17 protein-coding genes and 2 pseudogenes are annotated in these 19,958 nt (G+C 60.8%); 8 read left to right on the top strand and 11 right to left on the bottom strand.

Annotated elements, in window-relative coordinates:
• Positions 1-14: 14 nt before the first annotated feature.
• The 3 genes from AC0L2X_RS25040 to AC0L2X_RS25030 form a co-directional block, all read right to left on the bottom strand.
• On the bottom strand, positions 15-965 hold the full coding sequence (locus tag AC0L2X_RS25040) for an ABC transporter permease (RefSeq protein WP_473600446.1): 951 nt from the start codon (positions 963-965) through the stop codon (positions 15-17).
• 79 nt (positions 966-1,044) lie between these two features.
• Positions 1,045-2,715, bottom strand: coding sequence for a peptide ABC transporter substrate-binding protein (locus AC0L2X_RS25035; protein ID WP_473600445.1), 1,671 nt, complete (start codon positions 2,713-2,715; stop codon positions 1,045-1,047).
• A gap of 23 nt (positions 2,716-2,738) precedes the next feature.
• Entirely contained in the window at positions 2,739-4,403 is a 1,665-nt protein-coding gene (locus AC0L2X_RS25030) for an ABC transporter ATP-binding protein (RefSeq protein ID WP_473600444.1), read from the bottom strand.
• A gap of 774 nt (positions 4,404-5,177) precedes the next feature.
• Here AC0L2X_RS25030 and AC0L2X_RS25025 point away from each other — a divergent pair.
• From AC0L2X_RS25025 to AC0L2X_RS25000, 6 genes and pseudogenes are all read left to right on the top strand, one after another.
• Positions 5,178-6,504, top strand: a pseudogene (locus tag AC0L2X_RS25025) (NAD(P)/FAD-dependent oxidoreductase).
• A gap of 86 nt (positions 6,505-6,590) precedes the next feature.
• Positions 6,591-7,664: a tartrate dehydrogenase gene (locus AC0L2X_RS25020; protein WP_473600443.1), complete on the top strand. Its 1,074-nt coding sequence runs from the start codon at positions 6,591-6,593 to the stop codon at positions 7,662-7,664.
• A gap of 9 nt (positions 7,665-7,673) precedes the next feature.
• Positions 7,674-8,150, top strand: coding sequence for an Lrp/AsnC family transcriptional regulator (locus tag AC0L2X_RS25015; protein ID WP_473600442.1), 477 nt, complete (start codon positions 7,674-7,676; stop codon positions 8,148-8,150).
• Between the two features lie 310 nt (positions 8,151-8,460).
• Positions 8,461-8,781 carry a nucleotidyltransferase domain-containing protein gene (locus AC0L2X_RS25010; protein ID WP_473559212.1) on the top strand — a complete coding sequence of 107 codons (321 nt, stop codon included), beginning with the start codon at positions 8,461-8,463 and terminating at the stop codon, positions 8,779-8,781.
• Positions 8,768-9,307: a ribonuclease toxin HepT-like protein gene (locus tag AC0L2X_RS25005; protein ID WP_473559210.1), complete on the top strand. Its 540-nt coding sequence runs from the start codon at positions 8,768-8,770 to the stop codon at positions 9,305-9,307. The genes AC0L2X_RS25010 and AC0L2X_RS25005 overlap by 14 nt, the downstream gene beginning before the upstream one ends.
• Entirely contained in the window at positions 9,261-9,671 is a 411-nt protein-coding gene (locus AC0L2X_RS25000) for an HVO_A0114 family putative DNA-binding protein (RefSeq protein WP_473600441.1), read from the top strand. Before AC0L2X_RS25005 ends, AC0L2X_RS25000 begins: the two co-directional genes overlap by 47 nt.
• Before the next feature lie 97 nt (positions 9,672-9,768).
• On the opposite strand, the gene AC0L2X_RS24995 is transcribed toward AC0L2X_RS25000, so the two are convergent.
• Positions 9,769-11,145 (bottom strand): aminotransferase class III-fold pyridoxal phosphate-dependent enzyme, encoded by a 1,377-nt coding sequence (locus tag AC0L2X_RS24995; protein WP_473600491.1) that lies wholly within the window; start codon positions 11,143-11,145, stop codon positions 9,769-9,771.
• Positions 11,146-11,575: 430 nt separating this feature from the next.
• Between AC0L2X_RS24995 and AC0L2X_RS24990 the strand changes: the two genes are divergently transcribed.
• Positions 11,576-12,265: a haloacid dehalogenase type II gene (locus AC0L2X_RS24990; protein WP_473600440.1), complete on the top strand. Its 690-nt coding sequence runs from the start codon at positions 11,576-11,578 to the stop codon at positions 12,263-12,265.
• Between the two features lie 141 nt (positions 12,266-12,406).
• Here AC0L2X_RS24990 and AC0L2X_RS24985 read toward each other — a convergent pair whose 3' ends face one another.
• From AC0L2X_RS24985 to argE, 5 genes are all read right to left on the bottom strand, one after another.
• Positions 12,407-13,882 carry an NAD-dependent succinate-semialdehyde dehydrogenase gene (locus AC0L2X_RS24985; protein ID WP_473600439.1) on the bottom strand — a complete coding sequence of 492 codons (1,476 nt, stop codon included), beginning with the start codon at positions 13,880-13,882 and terminating at the stop codon, positions 12,407-12,409.
• Positions 13,883-13,901: 19 nt separating this feature from the next.
• Positions 13,902-14,945 (bottom strand): tartrate dehydrogenase, encoded by a 1,044-nt coding sequence (locus AC0L2X_RS24980; RefSeq protein ID WP_473600438.1) that lies wholly within the window; start codon positions 14,943-14,945, stop codon positions 13,902-13,904.
• A gap of 173 nt (positions 14,946-15,118) precedes the next feature.
• Entirely contained in the window at positions 15,119-15,475 is a 357-nt protein-coding gene (locus tag AC0L2X_RS24975; RefSeq protein ID WP_473559199.1) for a cupin domain-containing protein, read from the bottom strand.
• A gap of 14 nt (positions 15,476-15,489) precedes the next feature.
• On the bottom strand, positions 15,490-16,413 hold the full coding sequence (locus AC0L2X_RS24970) for a 2-hydroxyacid dehydrogenase (RefSeq protein WP_473600437.1): 924 nt from the start codon (positions 16,411-16,413) through the stop codon (positions 15,490-15,492).
• 16 nt (positions 16,414-16,429) lie between these two features.
• Positions 16,430-17,554 carry an acetylornithine deacetylase gene (gene argE, locus AC0L2X_RS24965; protein ID WP_473600490.1) on the bottom strand — a complete coding sequence of 375 codons (1,125 nt, stop codon included), beginning with the start codon at positions 17,552-17,554 and terminating at the stop codon, positions 16,430-16,432.
• A 242-nt stretch (positions 17,555-17,796) separates the two neighbouring features.
• Here argE and AC0L2X_RS24960 point away from each other — a divergent pair, with 242 nt between their 5' ends.
• A complete protein-coding gene (locus AC0L2X_RS24960; RefSeq protein WP_473559196.1) occupies positions 17,797-18,675 on the top strand; it encodes a GNAT family N-acetyltransferase in 879 nt (292 codons plus the stop codon).
• A 628-nt stretch (positions 18,676-19,303) separates the two neighbouring features.
• Here AC0L2X_RS24960 and AC0L2X_RS24955 read toward each other — a convergent pair.
• Positions 19,304-19,693 (bottom strand): annotated as a pseudogene (locus tag AC0L2X_RS24955) (type II toxin-antitoxin system VapC family toxin).
• The gene (locus tag AC0L2X_RS24950) at positions 19,690-19,956 is read right to left on the bottom strand and encodes an AbrB/MazE/SpoVT family DNA-binding domain-containing protein (RefSeq protein ID WP_473559194.1); all 267 of its coding nucleotides are present in this window, start codon (positions 19,954-19,956) and stop codon (positions 19,690-19,692) included. Before AC0L2X_RS24950 ends, AC0L2X_RS24955 begins: the two are co-directional and overlap by 4 nt.
• Positions 19,957-19,958: the final 2 nt, after the last annotated feature.

Here is a 19,958-nt window from a genome sequence, read left to right as displayed (position 1 = left end):
GGGAAGTTGCGCGCTCAAGCCAGACGAATGCGCGGATCGACAATAGCGACGACAATGTCGGCGATCAGGTTTCCAAGCAGAACGAGGATGGCCGAGAACATCAGCAGCCCCATCACGACCGGATAGTCGCTGTAACCAAGGCTATCGAGGAACAACCGTCCCATTCCTGGCCAGGTAAAGACGGTTTCGGTCACGAGCGCGCCAGTGAGGACGCTGGGAAGCTGCATCCCGGCCAGGGTAATCATCGGCAAAAGTGCGTTGCCGACGACATGCTTCATCAGAATCCGGCGTTCACTCAACCCCTTGGCCCGGGCCGTCTTGACGAAGTCCTGGCTAATGGCGTCGAGAGTGGCCGTGCGCATGTAGCGGCTCCAGATCGCGACGTGGACCAGCGACAGCACGATACTTGGCAGGATCAGGTGGTGGAGGTAACCCAGGATCGAGGCGTCACCGATCTCGGACATATTGCCCGCGGGCAGCCAGCCCAACTTCAGGGAAAAGATATAGATACCGACGAGTCCGAACCAGAAGGTAGGGACCGATAACGCGACCATGGCCCCGACAGTTGCAAGATAATCAAACAGCGAGTAGCGGCGCGTGGCGCCGCGGATTCCGATCCAGGCGCCAATGGAGATCGCAATCGCGGTTGAGGAACCCATCAACAGCAGCGTGGCAAAGAGATGGCTGCCGATCACCTCCAATACCGGCGCTCCGTCACGGAACGAGTGACCCCAGTCGCCCCGCACCAGCCGCCATGCCCAGTCCAGATATTGGATCCATATAGGCCGATCGAGGCCCAGCAGCCCCTTGAGACGCTCGATATCCTGCTGGGTCATTCCGGGATCAAGCCCGAATTGGGCCAGCGGGCCGCCGGGAAGGAGGTTCAGAATGCCGAAGCCGATGATCGAAACGATCACAAGCAGCACCAGGCTCTGCGAGAGGCGATTGAGCAGGAAGCCGCGCATTCGAGTCCTCCATTGTGGGTTGACCATTTTAGTCTGTTGCCGCCGCCGCGGCGGAACCGGGCGGCGGCAACTGCGTGGATTAGGCCTTCCACTGCCAGGCCGCCGCATTCCACGACGCGGTGCGGGTGTTGGCGTTGGGCTCGAAGCCGTCCAACCCTTTCTTGCGTCCGAGGACGATTGTGTAGGCGAACAGCGGCAGGAAGGGCAGATCGTGGCGCACCACTTCCTGCACCCGGTTATAGATCCCGCGCCGTTCTTCCCGATCGAAGCTGCGAGCGCCTTTTTCGAGCAGGGCATCGACCTCAGGATTGGAATATTGCCCGGTGTTCGAACCGTGTCCGCCTTGAGCGGCGATTGCCTTCGTGTGGAGCCGGTTTGTGGCGTCGGGGTCCGCGGCAATCAGATAGGTGACGCCAACCATGGCGGTGTCGAATTGCGACTTCAGCCAGAACTCGCCCCACATGACTGCAGCCGGCAAATTCGAGATCGTCATCTCGACGCCGATCTCGGCAAACGTCTGCTGCAGGAACTGCTGCGTCTGCTCGCGGAGATTGTTGCCAGAAGTCGTCGAGTTGGAGAAGGACAGTCGCACCCCATCCTTGGCGCGGATTCCATCCGGCCCCGGCGCCCAGCCGGCCTCATCAAGGATTTGGCGTGCCCGGTCCAGATTGAACTCCTGAACCGGCAGGTTCGGGTCGTAGTAGTAGGACTCCTTCGGCATAAAGGTCTCGGTGAGAGTGCCCACGCCGTAATAGATCGTGTCGACGATCGCTTTCCTGTCCAAGGCGGCGTAGAGCGCCTGGCGCACTGCCAGATCCTTGAACTGCGGTCGGCCCAAATTGAGGTAGATCGACTCCAGGGATGCCCCTGTCTCCAGTGTCACCACGCGGTCTGGTAGTTCGCGGGCTTCAGTATAATGGTCGGCGGTGATGAACGACTGATCGACCAAGTCCACATCGCCGCTCTTGAACTGCGTGTAGAGCACCGTCATGTCGGGAATGTATTTGAAGATGAGCTGCTCGACATAGGGACCTTCGCCGGCGTACTCAGGATTGGCGACGAGCTCGATATGATCGCCCGCGACGCGTTGGCTCCATTTGAATGCGCCGGTGCCGACCGGCGCCTGGTTGAACGCGGCTGTGTTCGGATCGGCCTCTTTCCCCAGAATGTGCTTGGGCACGATGAAGGTTTCGGCCAAGAACGAAAGATAGGGTGCAAAAGCCTCCTTCATCCGCCATGTGATCTCGGTCGGCGAAACCACTGTGATGTCCTGCACAAGCGAATGGCCGCTCGTGCGCCAAGCGCGAAACTTCGGGTTCGTGATGAGCTCAAGGGTGAATCTCACGTCCTCGGCCGTGAAGGGCTCACCGTCGTGCCAGCGGGCATTGTCGCGCAACCGGATGCGCCAGTTGAGACCGTCCTCCGAAATGCCGCCGTTCTTCTGGCTTGGCACCTCGGCTGCGAGGTTTGGATGTAAGCCACCTTGGGGATCCATCCGGATCAGTGCGTCGAAAACCGAGAAATGGACCGCGTCATCGACTTCGATATGCGCCATCAACGGATTGAATACGGTCGGCTCTTGCGAAAGACCGACGACGACGCGACCGGCCGGGCCTGCAGGAGGGGTCTTGGCGAAGGCGGGCTTGCCCAGCAGATTGGGCGCGATGAGGCCTGCAGCCCCACCTAGCGCCATCAGTCGCAGCGCTTCGCGCCTCGAGTAGTTGGACGTAGTCGATGAATTTTTGGTCATGGTAGTTCCTCTCTTGTTATTTCTTATGCGTTTGCTGCTACTGGACGGGCATTGCCCGGCCGCTCTCCTGGAATTGCCGCTACCAGTTGGCGTGTGTAGGCTGCTTGCGGGTTCAGGAATATTTGCGAGGGCGGCCCGCGCTCGACGATCCGGCCCTTCTGCATCACAGCGATTTCGTCGCAGATCTGGCTGGCAACGCGCAGGTCGTGCGTGATGAAGACCATCGACACGCCCGTCTCGCGCTGGATCTGGTCCAGAAGCTGCAGGATCTGTGCCTGGATCGACACGTCGAGTGCGGAGACCGCCTCGTCGGCGATCAACAGCTTCGGCTTGAACATCAGCGCACGGGCGATGCCGATGCGCTGGCGTTGCCCACCCGAGAACTCGTGCGGGTAGCGGCCAAAAGCGCCGGCATCGAGACCGACATGGGCCAGAAGCGCACGCGCTTCATCGCGCGCTTGGGCATAAGGCATCCCGTGCGCCACCGGACCTACCGTCATGATGTGACCGACCGTCGAGCGTGGGTTCAGAGAAGCGAAGGGATCCTGGAAGATCATCTGGATCCGCGGTCGAAGCGGGCGGAACTTCGCTTCGGAAAGCTTGGCTATGTCACAGCCCTCGAACAAGATCCCGCCGCCGTCACTGTCCAGCAGTTTGATCAGCAGCCGGCCCAGCGAGGATTTCCCCGAACCGCTCTCGCCGACGACCCCCAGCGTGCGGCCGGGCGCCAGTTCGAACGAAACCTCGTTGACCGCCGTCACAGTCCGCTGCGCGCCGAACAGCGCGCTGCCGCCGCGATAGGTCTTCACCAGACCCTCAACCTTGAGGATGGGCTCCTTGCTGGCAGCCTCCGGGCGAGAGCGATCTTCGCCGGTCAAATGTGGCACGGCCGCAATCAGGCGCTGGGTATAAGGGTGCTTGGGCGACTTCAGCACCTGCTCGGCGCTGCCCTGTTCGACGACATGGCCCTTTTCCATCACCACGACGCTGTCGGCGATCTCGGCCACCACGCCGAAATCGTGGGTGATGAACATCACGCTCATGCCCTTGCGCCGCTGAATGTCACGGATCAGTTGCAGTATCTGAGCCTGGGTGGTGACGTCGAGCGCGGTGGTTGGTTCATCCGCAATCAGCACCGTCGGCTCGAGCGCCAAGGCCATGGCGATCATGATGCGCTGCCGCTGCCCGCCCGAAAGCCGGAAAGGGTACTGGTGATACATGAGTTCGGGATCTGGCAGGCCTACTTCGGTGAGCAGCTCGATGGCGCGGTTTCGACAGGTTTGTGGCGTGCCGAAGCCATGCGCGGCCATGACCTCGTCAATCTGCGCGCCCACCGTCATCAGGGGATTGAGCGCCGAGAGCGGGTCCTGAAAGATCATCGACACGACCCGTCCACGCAGATCGCGCAGCTTGTCTGGCGACATGCCGATGATGTTCATCCCCTCCAGCTGGATGACACCCGATGAGACGCGGATCACCTTTGGCAGAAGCCCCATGATCGCGTTCGCCGTGACCGACTTGCCCGATCCGGACTCGCCTATGATGCAGAGGATCTGGCCGCGTTTCAGATCGAAGGAAATGTTCTTGACAGCATGGGTCCGTTCCATGCCTTGCGGCAAATTCACTGTGAGGTCGCGCACCGAAAGCGCCACATCGTGGGGGGCTACAGCCTGGATGCTTGCGACCATCGAGATCACCTCCCCTTTCAACCGAGCGCGTCCACCCTGTTGCAGACCGCATTATCGCCCTTTGAGCTGAAGCGCCTCACCGTAGCGGCCGTAGTCTGGCCTTCTCGGCGCTTCGCGCGCTGATGCTGCGAGAGACGGGTTCTGCTCATCCTGGCGGCTCCCTTTTGAAATCCGGTCCGTGTACCGGACTCTGTTCCCTTTTCTTGGAGAACTCTCCGAAGGGGCAAGCCCTGTCTATCGGATGTCCTCTGGAGCCTGCCTGCCATTAGGAGGGGTTGCTCCGTTCTTCCAGCCAGTGTGACTGTTCTGTTTCCGCAGAGTCTTCGAAACTTGGCCCTCGCGCGGCAGGAACTTCTGAAAAGAAGGTCGAGTTCGGCATTTCACTCTGTTCCCGTTTCGGCGCGGAAACCGGGATCAGGCAGCCATATCCTTCATCCGGCAATACGCGCCCCATGAGAGATAGGACCAAGGTTTTCCGGTGTACACCGGCACATGTGCAGCCCATGCCGCTGAGCGGATTGGTGACCGCGGCCCATCACAATGTCGGCCAAGGCGCTGCCAATCAAGGTCGACCAATGTGCCGTGTGCCGCTCATGCCGCAGATGACGCGACTGCATGAAGTTTACTCCCGCTTGCCTAGCGCCGCGAGCTTTCGCGCAATAATTGCCTGTCCTGGGCGCTGCTAAACGCAGGATATTCCGTCCAGGCACAAACTCCGCAGCCTGCCTCTGCGGGCGGCAGGTTAGGATGCTTCAAATTACCGGAGTCCCATCCATGTCCGCGCCGCTCATGCACATCGACTGCAGCCCTTCCCTCCCTCGCCAAGCGGACGTCGTCGTCATCGGCGGCGGCGTGGTGGGCGTGTTCAGCGCATATTATCTGGCGCGCCGCGGCCTCAAGGTCGCCCTGGTCGAGAAGGGGCGCATCGCGGCCGAGCAGTCCAGCCGCAACTGGGGCTGGTGCCGCCAGCAGAACCGCGATGCGCGCGAGCTGCCGATGGCGACCAAGAGTCTCGACCTATGGGAAAAGGTGGCACAGGAGACCGGCCAAGACACCGGCTTTCGCCGCTGCGGGCTCCTCTATCTCTCACAAGACGAATATGAGCTGGCAGGCTGGGCGAAGTGGCGCGATTTTGCGAAAACGGTCGGGGTCACCACGCACATGCTGAGCGCAGAAGAAGCCACCGAACGGGGCAAAGCGACGGGCCGCAAATGGAAAGGTGGCGTGTTCTCGCCAACTGACGGAACGGCGGACCCTTCCAAGGCAGTGCCGGTTGCCGCGCGCGGCATTATGGCGGCGGGCGGCACCGTACATCAGCATTGCGCGGCGCGCGGGCTGGAGTTGAGCGCCGGCCGGGTGAGCGCTGTGGTGACCGAAGCGGGCACCATCCAGACAAAGACCGTGATCATGGCCGGGGGCGCGTGGGCTTCTTCCTTCTGCAACCAGCTTGGCATGCGCTTCCCGCAAGCTGCCGTGCGTCAGTCCATTCTAGCCGTGGCGCCAGGCGCAAACGGTCTGCCGGATGCCCTGCATACCGCGCGCGTCTCTCTGACGCGGCGCAGCAACGGTGGATACGCTCTGGCGATCAGCGGGCGGGCGCGTGTCGATGCAACGCCGCAGCAGTTCAGGTTCAGCCGCGAGTTTGTACCTATGTTCGCCCGCCGCTGGCGCAATCTCGCCCCGGGCGCCTTCGAGGGCTGGCGTCAAGGCCATGAAAGCCTGCGCAAATGGACCGTCGACGACATCACGCCAATGGAACGGAACCGGATTCTCGACCCAAAGCCCGACATGGGGCAGATTCGGCTGACATATCGAAGAGCTTGCGAATTGATCCCCGAACTCCAACGCGTCGCGATCTCCGATGTCTGGGCAGGCTATATCGACAGCACGCCCGACGGCATTCCCCGCAGTCGGTGAAGTGGAGGGGATTCCGGGCTTCATCCTGGCGGCGGGATTCAGTGGTCACGGCTTCGGGATTGGCCCCGGCGCCGGGCATATGACCGTCGACATCATCACAGGCAGCGAGCCAATTGTCGATCCACGTCCTTATAGGCCCGAGCGCCTGAAGACCGCTACGTGGGGCAAGGTCGCTGAATTCTGAGAAGACCGTCTTGCCAAGGTACAATCGCTCGCACACGAGATTGAGGCCACGAGGCGGCCCCAGCACTGCAGACAGGGAAAGTGACGATGCGCGAATATGAGATTGCCGCCATTCCTGCCGACGGGATCGGCCCAGAGGTGATTGCCGCAGGTCTCCAGGCGCTTGAGGCGCTGCAGCAGCGCTGCGGCGACTTCAAGCTGCGTGTCCAGCACTTCGACTGGGGCTCAGACTATTACAAGGCCCATGGTCGGATGATGCCCGAAGATGGGGTGGCGCAACTGAAGCGCTTCGACGCCATCTTCTTTGGCGCGGTGGGCGCCCCCGATCTGCCCGACGATATCACGCTCTGGGGACTCCGCCTGCCGATTTGCCAAGGCTTTGATCAATACGCGAACGTGCGGCCGACCAGGATATTGCCCGGGATTGTTTCGCCGCTGGCGGGCGTTGGCCCTGGCGATCTGGATTGGGTGATCGTGCGGGAGAATTCCGAGGGCGAGTATTCGGGCCACGGCGGCCGCGCCCATCGCGGCCTCCCCGAGGAGGTCGGAACCGAGGTCGCGATCTTCACGCGCGTCGGAGTCACCCGCATCATGCGCTATGCATTCCGGCTGGCGCAGTCACGGCCGCGAAAGCTCCTGACAGTTGTTACGAAATCCAACGCGCAGCGTCATGGCATGGTAATGTGGGACGAAATCGCAGCCGAGGTGGCGCGGGAATTCCCCGACGTCGCGTGGGACAAGATGCTAGTCGATGCTATGACAGTGCGTATGACGTTGAAACCTCGGAGCATCGATACGATCGTCGCCACCAATCTTCATGCCGACATATTGTCGGACCTTGCAGGCGCGCTCGCGGGCAGTCTCGGCGTTGCACCGACCGCCAACATTGATCCCGAGCGGCGCTATCCCTCGATGTTCGAGCCAATTCACGGCTCGGCATTCGACATCGCCGGCAAAGGTATTGCCAACCCGGTCGCCACCTTCTGGACCGCTGCCCAGATGCTCGAACACCTGGGCGAGAGCGCAGCGGCCGCGCGGTTGATGAGCGCTGTGGAAACGGTGACGAGTGAAGGCGTGCTGACGCCGGACGTGGGAGGGACAGCGGCCACGCAGGAGGTGACGGACGCCGTCTGCCGGGCGATCCGTGGTTCGAATGTGTGACAGGTTCCAATGAAGCTCGACAAGATCGACATCAAGATCTTATCCCAACTGCAAAAGAACGGGCGGGTCACCAATGTCGAGCTTGCCGACCTGGTGAACCTTTCGCCGAGCCCTTGCCTGATGCGGGTGAAGAAGCTCCAGGCGGAAGGCTTCATCACCGGCTATTCCGCCCAGATCGATGTGTCCAAGCTCGGACAGACTCTGACGATCTTCACCGAAGTCACGCTCAAGCACCATCAACAGAACGACTTCGCGAGATTTCTCACCGCAATTCAGAAAGTCGATTCTGTCATCGAATGCCATCTGGTTTCAGGCGGCTACGACTATCTAGTGAAGTTTGTCACAGCGGGCATCAGCGAGTACCAGACGATTATGGAGCGCATAATCGAATTGGATATCGGGATCGACAAATATTTCAGCTTCGTCGTGCTGAAGTCACCAATCGTGAAATCCCATTTGCCTCTAGACATCATTTTCGACCGATAAGAACACTGCTCCGGCTCGATCCTCAAGCGGCGTGCGCTCGTGCCACGCTCCATCTTGTCGCGCGGCATTTGTCGAATGACGGCGTCACGCTTCGGGCGAGGCCGTCATTGCCACTCGTCTGAACGGCGCCTAGCCTAAAACTCCGACTGCATCTGGACACTTCCAGCGAACGCCTGTTGTCGCCTTATCCTCGTCAAATGGCTTGAATATATATCATTCGATGATATATAGGCAGGTAGCACGCACAGCTTGCGGAGTTGCGACAATCTGGCCTCGGGTCACCGTTGGACCAATGGCAACAGGCGAAAAGATGAACAAGATTGACACTTTGATCCACCGAAGAGCTGACGATCGTCGGAAGACCGCGCAAGCTTGTGTATCGCGTATTCTCCGGAACGCCAAAGCCCGCGGCGTCGATATCTCTGTTATCGGATCCCTCCGGAAAAACCGTTTCCGCGTCCATTCGGACGTAGATCTGCTGGTTCACGGAAGCACTGATCCTGCGCGCCGGGCCATGGTAGAGCGCTTGGTCGCAGACCAGCTTCGGGGAACGAACATTCCTTATGACCTGATCTTTGCTTCAGACGTTTCGTCCGAACGAGTGCAGGAATTGCTCAATGACAGCGTTTAAGCATCCGGCATTCGCAAAACTGTCGCCAAAAATCGACCGCGCTGCGAAGGAACTGCAGCAAATCGAGGAATATCTGTCGGTTCATCGGAGTGAGATGTCCCTCGGCGAATGGGGAGCGGTCGCAGCTGTTTCGCTGGGAATCCACAATGTCTACAACGGCATCGAGGACATCCTGCTCAGCCTGTCCAACGACATAGACGGCCTCGTTCCCCAAGGGCCTACGATGCACCAGGACGTGCTCGATCAGATGTCGGCGGAAATTGCAGGCATCCGCCCGGCTGTGCTCGACCCCGAGCTTTATCAGTCCCTGAGTGAGTTAAAGGGATTCCGTCACCTGGTACGGCATCGATACGGTTTTGACCTGAAAACAGACAAGGTGCTCGAAAACCTCGACAGGGTAAAAGAGGCATTTCCGTCCTTCGTCCAGGCTGTTGTTTACTTGGAAAGCACTCTTACTGAGGAAAACACGCGCGACAGTGATGGCGGCGACGACGGCTCAGGAGGCGGGGCATCTGGTGGTCCGTGAACCAATGGCTCAGTCGTGTGCCCCGGAAGAGATTCTGCGGGCGTTGACCCCTGAGAATTGTCGGCTGGTGGCGCTGATCCATCGGTATCGACCGCAAAGCATCACGGAACTGTGCAGGTTGGCGGCGCGTCCGCAGCCGAACGTATCCCGCTCCCTGGCGGCCCTTGAGCGGGTGGGAATTGTCTCAATGGCGGGCTCCAGGCCGAAGAGACCCGAACTCGCCGTGCAACGAGTCACGATCGAACTCGCTGAGCTTCAGGATGGCAGATGCGAGGTCGACGATTCGTGGAAACAAATCGCCGGACCATCTGCGCCATGGATAACAGAGGCAAAGTCGACGAGTGGGATGCGAAGCCGCCGCTGACGAGGTTTGGCAAGTATTGGACGTGAAGTCTCGGTGACGCCGAGCCGATCGCCAAGATAGTCCCAAAAGGCCCTGGTCGATGCGATGCGCCCGCTGATCATCCCTTCATCGCTGCCCGCACATCCTTATCTTGGAGGGTTTGGTCCAGCGTCATCCGGGTACGTTCAAGGATTCCATCAATATCGTCCTCGGTGCAGCAGAGCGGCGGCGCAAAGCCTAGGATGCCGCTGTTGAAGGAGCGGATGACAAGGCCGTTCGCCCACGCGCGCTCGAAGATGCGGCGCCCCGGATCGGCCGCCGCCGGCAGCGGCGTTTTGCGCTCCTTGTCGGTGACCAACTCGATTGCTGCCAGCATGCCGCGACCGCGGATGTCGCCAACCAGCGGGTGGTCGGCGAGCGAGCGAAGGCCTTCCATCAGGCGCTTCCCGGCCTTGCGCCCATTCTCGAGCAAGCTGTCTTCATAGAGACGCAGGCATTCAAGCCCGACTGCCGCGCTCACGGGATGGGCCGAATAAGTATAGCCATGGCCGACGGCCGCTTTGCCGGCTCCGTCCGCGATCGTATTGTACACGTGGTCCGACATGAAGACGGCGCCCATCGGCACGTAGCCCGAGGTCAGTCCCTTCGCTGTGGTCATCAAATCCGGCACGACCTCGTCTTCCTCACAGGCGAAGAGGGGGCCGGTACGGCCAAAGGCAGTGATAACTTCGTCGGCAACGAACAGAATGTCGTGTTCCTTGCACACGGCGTGCAGAGCCTTCAGCCAACCTGTCGGTGGAACGAGGACACCGCCCGAACCCTGGATGGGTTCGGCGTAGAAGGCCGCAACGCGGCCCGCGCCGAGCTCCGCGATTTTGGCCCGCAGGGCCGCGACCGATGCATCGATGATCGCCTGCGGGTCGGAACCGACCGGATTGCGATAGGCGTAGTGCGAAGGAATTTTGTGCTGCCAGTCGTATGGCACGCCGAAACCTGCATGGAAGGCCGGGATCGCTGTCAGACCTGACCCTGCCGTCGAGGATCCATGGTAGCCATACTCGACCGAGATGAACTGGTCTTTTTGCGGCGTACCCTTGGCATGGTAGTAATAGCGAATCAAGCGGATCGTACTGTCGACTGCGTCGGAGCCGCCAAGCGTGAAATAGACATGGTTCAAATCGCCGGGCGCCAGTTCGGCAAGCCTGGCAGCAAGGCGAATGGCAGGCTCGGATCCCAGCCCGAAATATCCCGTCGCGTAGGGAAGCTCTCTTAGCTGCTTTGCGGCTGCTTCAACGACGCTTTCCTGGCCGTATCCGATGTTTACACACCATAGACCGGCGAATCCGTCCAGCAGGGTTTTCCCGCTTGCATCGGTCACTGTTGCGCCCTTGGCGGATTTGAGCACCCGCACGCCCGTCTCCTCGTGGCTGCGATAGCATGAAAACGGGTGAACCAGATGTGCGCGATCGAGTTCGATCAGTGAGTTTGCCAGCATTTCTTCCTCCGATTCAGCGTAGTGCCTGACTGACGAGAGCATAAGTCCGGTGTGGCGTGGTTTCGTCCTTCAGCTCGTTTTCCAGCGTGATCTGCTACGCGGTCATGGTTCATTCCGGGCCTGAATTCTCCTAGGCCCAAGGTAGGCTGCCGCGGACAGCAGTTCCTCCCGACCAGAACCTGAGCGATAGGCGTTTTGACTTTCCTTTGCCGCTGGCGCCGTATCTTATGCCGACGCACGGCTGAAAGGTCGCGCTCCCGCCGAAGCTCGAAAACGAACTCAGGCGCAACTCTCTGCCAAAGCTCTCACCCAATACAAAACAATCTGCTTCAGGGCGCATCGAATGCGGCGACTAGTCTTCTCCGGTCCTCATTATGATCCTTGCCGTAAAAGGCACGCAGTGCCGACAGGATCGGAAGGATCGACGCCCATGACCCAGTTCAGACCGAAATACATCACCTTCGACTGCTACGGTACACTGACCAACTTCGACATGGCCGGCGCGGCGAGACGCGCATACGGCGCGCAGCTCTCCCCAGCTGTGATGGCGCAGTTCATTAAGGATTTCTCAGCCTATCGCCTCGATGAGGTTCTTGGCGCCTGGAAGCCGTACAGCGAGGTCGTGCACAATTCCGTGGAACGTGCCTGCAAGCGCAACGGCGTCGCATTCCGGCCCGAGGATGCCCAGCGCATCTATGCGGAAGTGCCGACATGGGGTCCGCACCCGGATGTACCGGCGGGCCTGAGCAAGGTCGCCAAGGAGATTCCGCTGGTGATCCTGTCGAACTCCATGAAGAGCCTGATCATGTCGAACGTGGAGAAACTCGGCGCACCCTTTCACATGGTCATCACGGCCGAGGAGACGGGCGCATACAAGCCGCAGATGAAGGGCTTCGAATATATGTTCGACAAACTAGGCTGCGGCCCGGAGGACATTACGCACGTGTCGTCCTCATTTCGCTACGATCTCATGACCGCCTATGATCTCGGTATCAAGAGCAAGGTCTGGGTGAACCGCGGCCACGAGCCTGCGAACCCCTTCTACGAATATGCGGAAATCAAGCATATCGGCGGTCTGGCCGGCGCCATCGGACTGGAGCCCGTTCGGGAATTCGCCTGAACGTTTGTAGGCGCAGTCGCGCCAGAGCGAGGCGCTCCCAACCTTAATAGCCACTGGTCGCAATAGAGAAAGGGACGGTTTTCACCGCCCCTTTCTTTATTGTTCCAACGCTGCAAGTGTTTCCACCTGCCTGGAAGATAACTAGTCAAGCCCGCCAACATGAAGCGCCTTGACCTCGAGATATTCCTCGATGCCGAGCTGCGATCCTTCGCGCCCCACTCCCGACTGCTTGACACCGCCGAAAGGCGCAACCTCGGTCGAGATCATGCCTGTGTTGAGCCCGACCATACCGAACTCCAGCGCCTCGGCAACACGCCATGAGCGCTTGAGATTGTCGGTGTAGAAGTAGGCGGCAAGGCCGAACGGCGTACCGTTCGCGATGGCGATGGCCTCTTCCTCCGTCTCGAAGCGAAAAAGCGGCGCCACCGGACCGAACGTCTCTTCCGATGCCAGGAGCATCCCGGTAGTAGCCTCTCCCAGCACGACGGGCCGCGCATATTGCTTGCCCTCCGGCACAGTCTCGCTTTGGGCGATGATCTGCGCACCTTTCGCCTGTGCATCCGCGATGTGACGCTCGATCTTGTCGATCGCGGCCGCGTTGATCATCGGGCCGATCTCAGTGCCCTCGTCGGTCCCTGCGCCAACCTTCATCCGCGCCACGCGCCGGCTCAGCTTTTCGGCGAAAGCGTCGTAAACGCCTTCGTGCACAAGAATCCGGTTCGCGCAAACGCAGGTTTGACCGCCATTGCGGAACTTGGATACGATCACCCCTTCAACTGCCTTATCCAGATCGGCGTCGTCAAAGACGATAAAGGGTGCGTTGCCGCCAAGCTCCAGGCTCAGCCGCTTGATGCTATCGGCCGCGCCACGCATGAGCAGCGCACCGACGCGGGTCGAACCGGTGAACGAGATCTTGCGCACCGTCTCGTTGGCCATCATTTCGTTGCCGATTTCGATGGGCATGCCGGTCACAATGTTGATCACGCCGGCAGGGATACCTGCCCGTTCCGCCAGAACGCCGAGCGCCAGCGCCGAGAATGGCGTAAATTCCGACGGCTTGATGACAACCGTACAACCTGCGGCCAGCGCCGGTGCCACTTTGCGCGTGATCATCGCGTTGGGGAAATTCCACGGCGTGATGATGGCGCAGACGCCGACGGGTTCTTTCAGCACCAGAATGCGGCGATCGGCCGTGGGTGACGGAATGGTCGAGCCACCGATCCGGCGCGCCTCCTCCGCAAACCATTTCACAAAAGATGCGCCGTAGCGGATTTCCGCCACCGCCTCGGCAAGCGGCTTGCCTTGTTCCAGCGTCAGCAGGAGCGCGAGATCCTGTTCGTGCTGGCCGATGAGGTCGTGCCAGCGCTCCAGAAGTCCTGCACGCTCGGCATGCGTCCTTTTCCTCCAGCTTTTGAAGGCCTCAGCCGCGGCAGCGATTGCCGCTCTCGTCTCGTTCTCGCCCATTGCGGGAACGGTGCCGAGAACACTTTGGCTAGCAGGGTCAATGACATCGACCACGCCCTTGGTTTCCGCATCCCGCCAGGCACCGCCAATCAGCGCCTGCTGGCGGAAAAGGTCGAAGTCGTTGAACATGCCAATCTTCGTCATCGCATTCATGGTCTTTTCCTCTGCTCTTTCAGCTCAATCCTGCCAGCACGGCCTGCGTGATCGTTTCAGTCCTGTCCTTGCCTGCGATCGTGCCAATCCCCCGCGCGGTTGCGGACTCGATTGCCGACATCACTTGTGCCGCAGCCTGCCCCTCGCCCAGATGCTCGAGCATCATCGCACCGGACCAGATCGCGGCGATCGGATTGGCGACGCCGAGATACGCGATGTCGGGCGCCGAACCATGGACTGGCTCGAACATGGAAGGCGAGCTGCGATCGGGATTGATATTGGCGGAGGCGGCGTAACCCAGCCCGCCCTGAATGGCCGCTCCAATATCGGTGAGGATGTCGCCGAAAAGGTTCGATGCGACGATTACGTCGAGGCTTTCAGGCGCGAGGACCATACGGGCGGCAATGGCGTCGATGTGGTAGTGCGAGACCTCCACATCGGCATAGTCTTTCGCCACCTCGCGCGTGACCTCATCCCAGAAAACCATGGTGTGTTTCTGCGCGTTGGATTTGGTGACAGATGCGAGCTTCCTGCGGCGCGCCTGCGCCTGTTCGAAACCGAAACGGATGATCCGTTCGACACCTGTACGCGTGAAGATCGCAGTCTCAACCGCCACCTCATCGGCCGTGCCGGAATGAACGCGCCCACCGGCGCCGGAGTATTCGCCTTCCGTATTCTCGCGGATGCACAGGATGTCGAAACCATCGGAGCGAAGGGGCCCCTGAACACCCGGCAACAGCCGGTGCGGTCGTATGTTGGCATACTGCGTGAACCCTTTCCGGATCGGCAGGAGCAGTCCGTGAAGCGATACTGAGTCGGGCACTTCCGCGGACCAGCCCACAGCGCCCAGATAGATCGCATCGAATTTTCGAAGTGTCTCGATGCCGTCTGACGGCATCATTGCGCCGGTCTCCAGGTAGTAGGCGCACGACCATGGGAATCTTGTGTCATCAAGCGCAAAACCGCCCCGCTTTGCCGCCGCCTGCAGCACCTGCCATGCCGCCTGCGTCACGTCCTTGCCGATGCCGTCGCCGGGGATGAGCGCTAGCTTGTAGGTCTTCATTGATGGACGTCCTCATTCGCACTAACGTCATGTGAACAATAGTGGACCGCCTGCCGCATTTTCCGTCGAGGATGAGCCGTCTGACGGCGTCTAATCGCGTCAGGCGAAACCTGGAAAGCCGATTGTTCTGGAACCGCCGCGCGCGCTATTCGGCCAGACCTTGAGCCCTGAACTCAGTCGTAAACGCAGACGTAGATCTTGCGCACGGTCTCGATCGTGCGCCAGACCCCGACGAAACCGGGCTTCATCACGAAACTGTCGCCGGCGCGGTAGGTCTTGGTTTCACCGCCCTTCTCCTCGATTTCGACGAGACCCGAAACGATGTGGCAAAACTCGTAGACAGTGCCCTTGATCGAATGCGTCTCGCCGGGCGTCGCCTCCCAGACGCCCGTGAGCACCTTTTCTCCCTTCGAGGCATCCTGCGCCCAGGTCTTGAAGGATGGATTGCCGGAAATGAGCCGCTCCGGAGCCGGTAGTGCCTCCTTCGGCGCGAAGCCTGGGACTGTGTCGATCGTGATCAGAAGTGACATGTGATGTTTCCTGGTTAGTAGCCGAGTGTCCGATCGACGAGGCCGATCAGTTCCTCTCCGGCGCGATGGCGCCGGATATTGTCCACGACGGATTGTGCCGCCGTATGCGGTTGCGTCACCGAGGCGATGTGCGGCGTTATCATCACCTTCGGATGCGACCACAGCGGATGGTCTTGCGGGAGCGGTTCTGGATCGGTGACATCAAGCATCGCCGCAGATACGTGACCGGTGTCGAGCGCGTTGATCAGCGCGGCCTGGTCCAGTTGCGGACCCCTGCCGACATGCAGCAGCTGCGCCCCGACGGGCAGCAAGTCGAAGAACTCTGCATCGAGGAGGCCGTGCGTTTGTTCTGTGAGCGGCAGCAGGCACACGAGAATATCCGTTTGCTTCAGAAAGCCCGCGAGTTGGTCCGTGCCGTGAAAACAGGCGACGTCCTCTATCCGCTTTTCGCTGCGGCTCCACCCGGCAAGCGGAAACTGGAACGGCTTCAAGCGCTCGATAGCCGCGCGGGCCAGCATGCCAAGACCGAGGAAGCCAACCCGGCGTTCGGCCGCCTGTCGAGCGGCAATCGGTTGCCAGAGGCACCTTTTCTGCTGCTCGAGATAGGCGGGAATCTCCCGGTGGAGCGCCAACACGCCGAGCGCGACGTATTCCTGCATCATGCGTATGATGCCGTCCTCGACCATGCGCACAAGCTTCACATGGCTTGGCACCACGTCCTGCTTGAACTGGTCGACGCCCGCGCCGATCGAAAACAGAACTTCCAGATTGCGATAGCGCGAGATCTCGTCCGGCACCGTCCAGGTGATGAGATAGCGCACCTTCTCCGGCTCCATCTCGTCTCCTGAATGGAAGAATTCCAGATCCGGGAGCTGACGCGCGAAGATCTCGCGGAAGACCGCAGCACGCGCGGTATCGGAATTGAAAAGAAACGCCATGGTGCCGCCCCTCCCTTCAGGCCGCAAAACGCGCGCCGAGCCCCTCGATCATCTTCCGGCAAGCGGCGAGTTCACCGATCTCGATATATTCGTCGGGACGATGGGCACGGCCGATGTCGCCAGGACCGCAAATGATCGCATCGATGCCGGCCTGCTGATAAAGCCCGGCCTCCGTGCCGAAACTGACGGCCGTGAGCGGCTCCTGCCCCGTCAGCTCCGTCAGAACGGCCGCAAGCTCGCTCCCGTTGGCGGGCGCAAGGGCGGGATAGGTGCTCAAATCGTGCCAAGCCACATCGAAGCCGCTGTCTCGCAGGGCGAAGAGCCGGGCCTTGACCGGCTCAAGCAGGGAGGCTGGAGAAACGCCGGGCACGGCACGCGCCTCGATGTCGGCTGTGCAGTGACCAGCGATGATGTTGACCGCCTGTCCACCGGCGATGACGCCCACCTGCAAGGACGAATATGGGGGCTCGAAATTTTGATCGAGCGGCCCGTCCGCGAGCGATTGGCCGTAGGCCACGGCATATGTGATGACGCCGGCCATGGCGTGCACGGCATTGAGTCCGAGATCGGGGCGTGACGAATGGCCGGATCGCCCGATCACCTCGAGTCGTGCGGCGGCCTTCCCCTTGTGCGCGCGCACGGGCTGCATTCGGCTCGGCTCGCCGACAATCGCGCCAAGCGGCCTCTCGCATAAGCTCGGCAACGCGGCCAGGAGATGCGGCACACCACGGCACCCCGCCTCTTCATCATAGGAGAATGCGAGATGAACTGGCCGCCGCAGGTTCATCGCCGCAAGTCCTGGGAGCGCGGCCAGTGCGCAGGCGAGGAAGCCCTTCATGTCGGTGGTGCCGCGGCCGTAAAGCCTGCCGCCCTCGCGGCGAAGGACGAAAGGATCCGAGCTCCATTCCGGCTCGCCGGCCGGCACGACATCCATATGTCCGGAGATGATGTAGCCCCGACCCTGGCGCGGCCCGATCGTAAGAAAAAGGTTGGACCGGTCGCCCTCGGGACCGGGCAGAACCGTCACCTCGGCTCCGGCTGCCTGACAGTAGTCGCGGATCCAATCGACGATCGCGCCGTTTGGGGTGCCCACAACAGAGGGAAATCCAATCAGCGTCGCGAGGATTTCTTCCACGTTCATGGCGGTCCGCTCTGCTTGCACACTATCACCGGGTGCAACCAGCCTATCCGCAGGCAGCAGTGTTCCCTGCCGAATCGCGTCGTGCTTTGGCCGAATGTTGCGAAAAAGCACCTCGAACCAGCGAAACCTGCTGGCTTTCCCGTATAATGCTGCGGCAAAAGAGGCATGTCGCGACATGGCGATCGATGACAGGATCAACACCGCGTGCCTTGCGCATTCGTTGAAGGAGCGGATCGACTGAGATGCAGAGGTCAGTACGCCTGAAATCCTTCGAACTGGTCGCGCGGGACATTGATGATGTCGACGTCAAGCTACTGCACGCGCTGTCGATCTCAGTCCGCTGGCCTCATCGGCCGAAGGATTGGGACTTTCTGCGCCGTGCCGGCCGCGGCATTGTTGCCGTTGATGGTATTGGACGCGTTTTCGGCAGCGCGATGTGGTTTCCTCACGGGGAGGATTTCGCCACAATCGGCGTAGTGATCACAACGCCCCGCACGCAAGCGCAAGGAGGCGGCCGATGGCTCATGGACTTGGTCCTCGAGCAGTGCGGCGATCGCAACTTGGCACTCAATGCTACCCATGCTGCCTATCCTCTTTATGTCTCACTCGGCTTCACGACCGAGGCGATCGTATACATGCGTCAGGGGGAGGTCCCACAGGCGCTCCCAACAATGCCGGCCCTGGACGGTCAATTGCAGACGCTATCGAGCGACAGGCTGAAGGAGATCACGGCGCTGGATACGCGCGCGTTTGGGACAAACCGCCAGAGGCTGCTCGCGTTGCTCGCGGCCGATGCCTCGATCTGCACTTTGAGCCGCGGCGGCGAGATCGTCGGCTATTCCATGTGTCGCGAGTTCGGGCGTGGTCACGTGATCGGCCCCATGGTCGCGCGAAACGATCTCGACGCAGCCCATCTCACAGCCGTGCATCTGAAGGTACTGGCAGGACGGTTCGCCCGCGTCGACACCCGCGAGAAGGATGGCGTGTTTGCCGCGTTTCTCCAGCACTGCGGTTTCGGCATTGCCGAGACCGTTACGACCATGTCCAAAGGGCGTCACTTCCTGAACCGTGAAGACGATGGGCCTTGGGTCTACGGATTGGCCGGCCACGCCTTGAGCTGAATGCAAGCACGCTGTCGCCTCCAACCAGCGGTCAGAGGATCAGGTCGATCAGTCCGCGCGTCGATCAACCAGCATAATGCGGTTGCGATCACGCGGCAGGACCCCGGCTGCCGCTTCGAATCTGCTCCGAATCCCGGATTCAGTTCCGCTGCCGACATAATGACCGTCCGACGCCCATCCGCAACGCCATCCACGATGACATGGCCGAAGCCGCGCGCGCACGGCTCGATGCGGGCGTTGCGGTGACCCGCAGCAGATCGGATGTGATGACGTCCGGCGATGACCCGCATGCGACCAGCCGGCCGTCCGCGACGACCATTGTCTGATCCCTGAAGCGCAGGCGTGATTGACGTCGTACAGGGCGATCAGCACGACCATGCCTCGCGCCTGAGCAAGTTCCCGCATGAGGATGGCGTGAGGCGATTCCTGGTGGACCTCGGCCACGGAATTTCGCGGTATCTCGCCCGCATTTGTCGTTCTGCGCTCCGCGAAGATGAAGCCGAAGCGCCGTAAGGCTTACGCAATGCCGCCGTTATTTTCATTGCTGGTCGGACCAGTTAACCCGCTCTGCCAAAAACGACGCAAACGGCTTCACATAAAGACGCGACAGCACAGGGCGAAAGACCACTTAGGAAAGAAGCTGTACGGATTGTCCCTGCGCCGAAAGCAGTTTGAAGGCCTTCGATCAAACGAGACGAAAGTCTCCCCGCCAAGCCAGCCGCCGTCAAAATTGATCACGCCGTCCGCGAAATCACCGCCGGCATCGAGGACTGACAGTCCTGCCTCAACGGCCGGCCGGTTGACGACAACATTCGCCGTATTCAGCAATGCCCGGATCGCCGCGGCAATATTTTCGCGCTCTGTCTGGTATTGCCGGGCCAGAACCCAGGCGAACTCGCACAAGGCCTGCAAACTCACGGCCACGGTGTTCGCTTTAGCCAGCAGGTCGACGGCAATGGCCGCCGGCCTCTCATCGTCGGCGACGCAGAAGCACATTCGTGTCGGCGGTAACCCTCATTCCTTGCCGGGCCCGGCCGCGGCGCCCGCTTCCGCTATCGCCTCGTTGATCTCCTCGATGCTGAGCGCCCGGCCTTTGGTCTTGCTTCTGAGGAAGCCGTGGGGGTCCCGGAACGACCCCTTCGCCCGTGCCGCCTTCAGTTCTGCCCGACCGCCGGGCAGCAGATCAAGCTCGATCTTCTCGCCCGGCTTGATACCCAGATGTTGCAGTACGTCCTCGCGGAACGTCACCTGTCCCCTTGTCGTCACTGTCAACGTTGTCATAT

This window comes from Mesorhizobium sp. WSM4828 (genome assembly GCF_055811175.1).
This window is presented reverse-complemented; position numbering and strand designations above follow the sequence as displayed.

Excerpts from the sequence above, each read along its gene's own strand:
- AC0L2X_RS25040 (WP_473600446.1), bottom strand. The coding sequence starts at position 965 with ATGCGCGGCTTCCTGCTCAATCGCCTCTCGCAGAGCCTGGTGCTGCTT.
- AC0L2X_RS25035 (WP_473600445.1), bottom strand. The coding sequence starts at position 2,715 with ATGACCAAAAATTCATCGACTACGTCCAACTACTCGAGGCGCGAAGCG.
- AC0L2X_RS25030 (WP_473600444.1), bottom strand. The coding sequence starts at position 4,403 with ATGGTCGCAAGCATCCAGGCTGTAGCCCCCCACGATGTGGCGCTTTCG.
- AC0L2X_RS25020 (WP_473600443.1), top strand. The coding sequence starts at position 6,591 with ATGCGCGAATATGAGATTGCCGCCATTCCTGCCGACGGGATCGGCCCA.
- AC0L2X_RS25015 (WP_473600442.1), top strand. The coding sequence starts at position 7,674 with ATGAAGCTCGACAAGATCGACATCAAGATCTTATCCCAACTGCAAAAG.
- AC0L2X_RS25010 (WP_473559212.1), top strand. The coding sequence starts at position 8,461 with ATGAACAAGATTGACACTTTGATCCACCGAAGAGCTGACGATCGTCGG.
- AC0L2X_RS25005 (WP_473559210.1), top strand. The coding sequence starts at position 8,768 with ATGACAGCGTTTAAGCATCCGGCATTCGCAAAACTGTCGCCAAAAATC.
- AC0L2X_RS25000 (WP_473600441.1), top strand. The coding sequence starts at position 9,261 with ATGGCGGCGACGACGGCTCAGGAGGCGGGGCATCTGGTGGTCCGTGAA.
- AC0L2X_RS24995 (WP_473600491.1), bottom strand. The coding sequence starts at position 11,145 with ATGCTGGCAAACTCACTGATCGAACTCGATCGCGCACATCTGGTTCAC.
- AC0L2X_RS24990 (WP_473600440.1), top strand. The coding sequence starts at position 11,576 with ATGACCCAGTTCAGACCGAAATACATCACCTTCGACTGCTACGGTACA.
- AC0L2X_RS24985 (WP_473600439.1), bottom strand. The coding sequence starts at position 13,882 with ATGAATGCGATGACGAAGATTGGCATGTTCAACGACTTCGACCTTTTC.
- AC0L2X_RS24980 (WP_473600438.1), bottom strand. The coding sequence starts at position 14,945 with ATGAAGACCTACAAGCTAGCGCTCATCCCCGGCGACGGCATCGGCAAG.
- AC0L2X_RS24975 (WP_473559199.1), bottom strand. The coding sequence starts at position 15,475 with ATGTCACTTCTGATCACGATCGACACAGTCCCAGGCTTCGCGCCGAAG.
- AC0L2X_RS24970 (WP_473600437.1), bottom strand. The coding sequence starts at position 16,413 with ATGGCGTTTCTTTTCAATTCCGATACCGCGCGTGCTGCGGTCTTCCGC.
- argE (WP_473600490.1), bottom strand. The coding sequence starts at position 17,554 with ATGAACGTGGAAGAAATCCTCGCGACGCTGATTGGATTTCCCTCTGTT.
- AC0L2X_RS24960 (WP_473559196.1), top strand. The coding sequence starts at position 17,797 with ATGCAGAGGTCAGTACGCCTGAAATCCTTCGAACTGGTCGCGCGGGAC.
- AC0L2X_RS24950 (WP_473559194.1), bottom strand. The coding sequence starts at position 19,956 with ATGACAACGTTGACAGTGACGACAAGGGGACAGGTGACGTTCCGCGAG.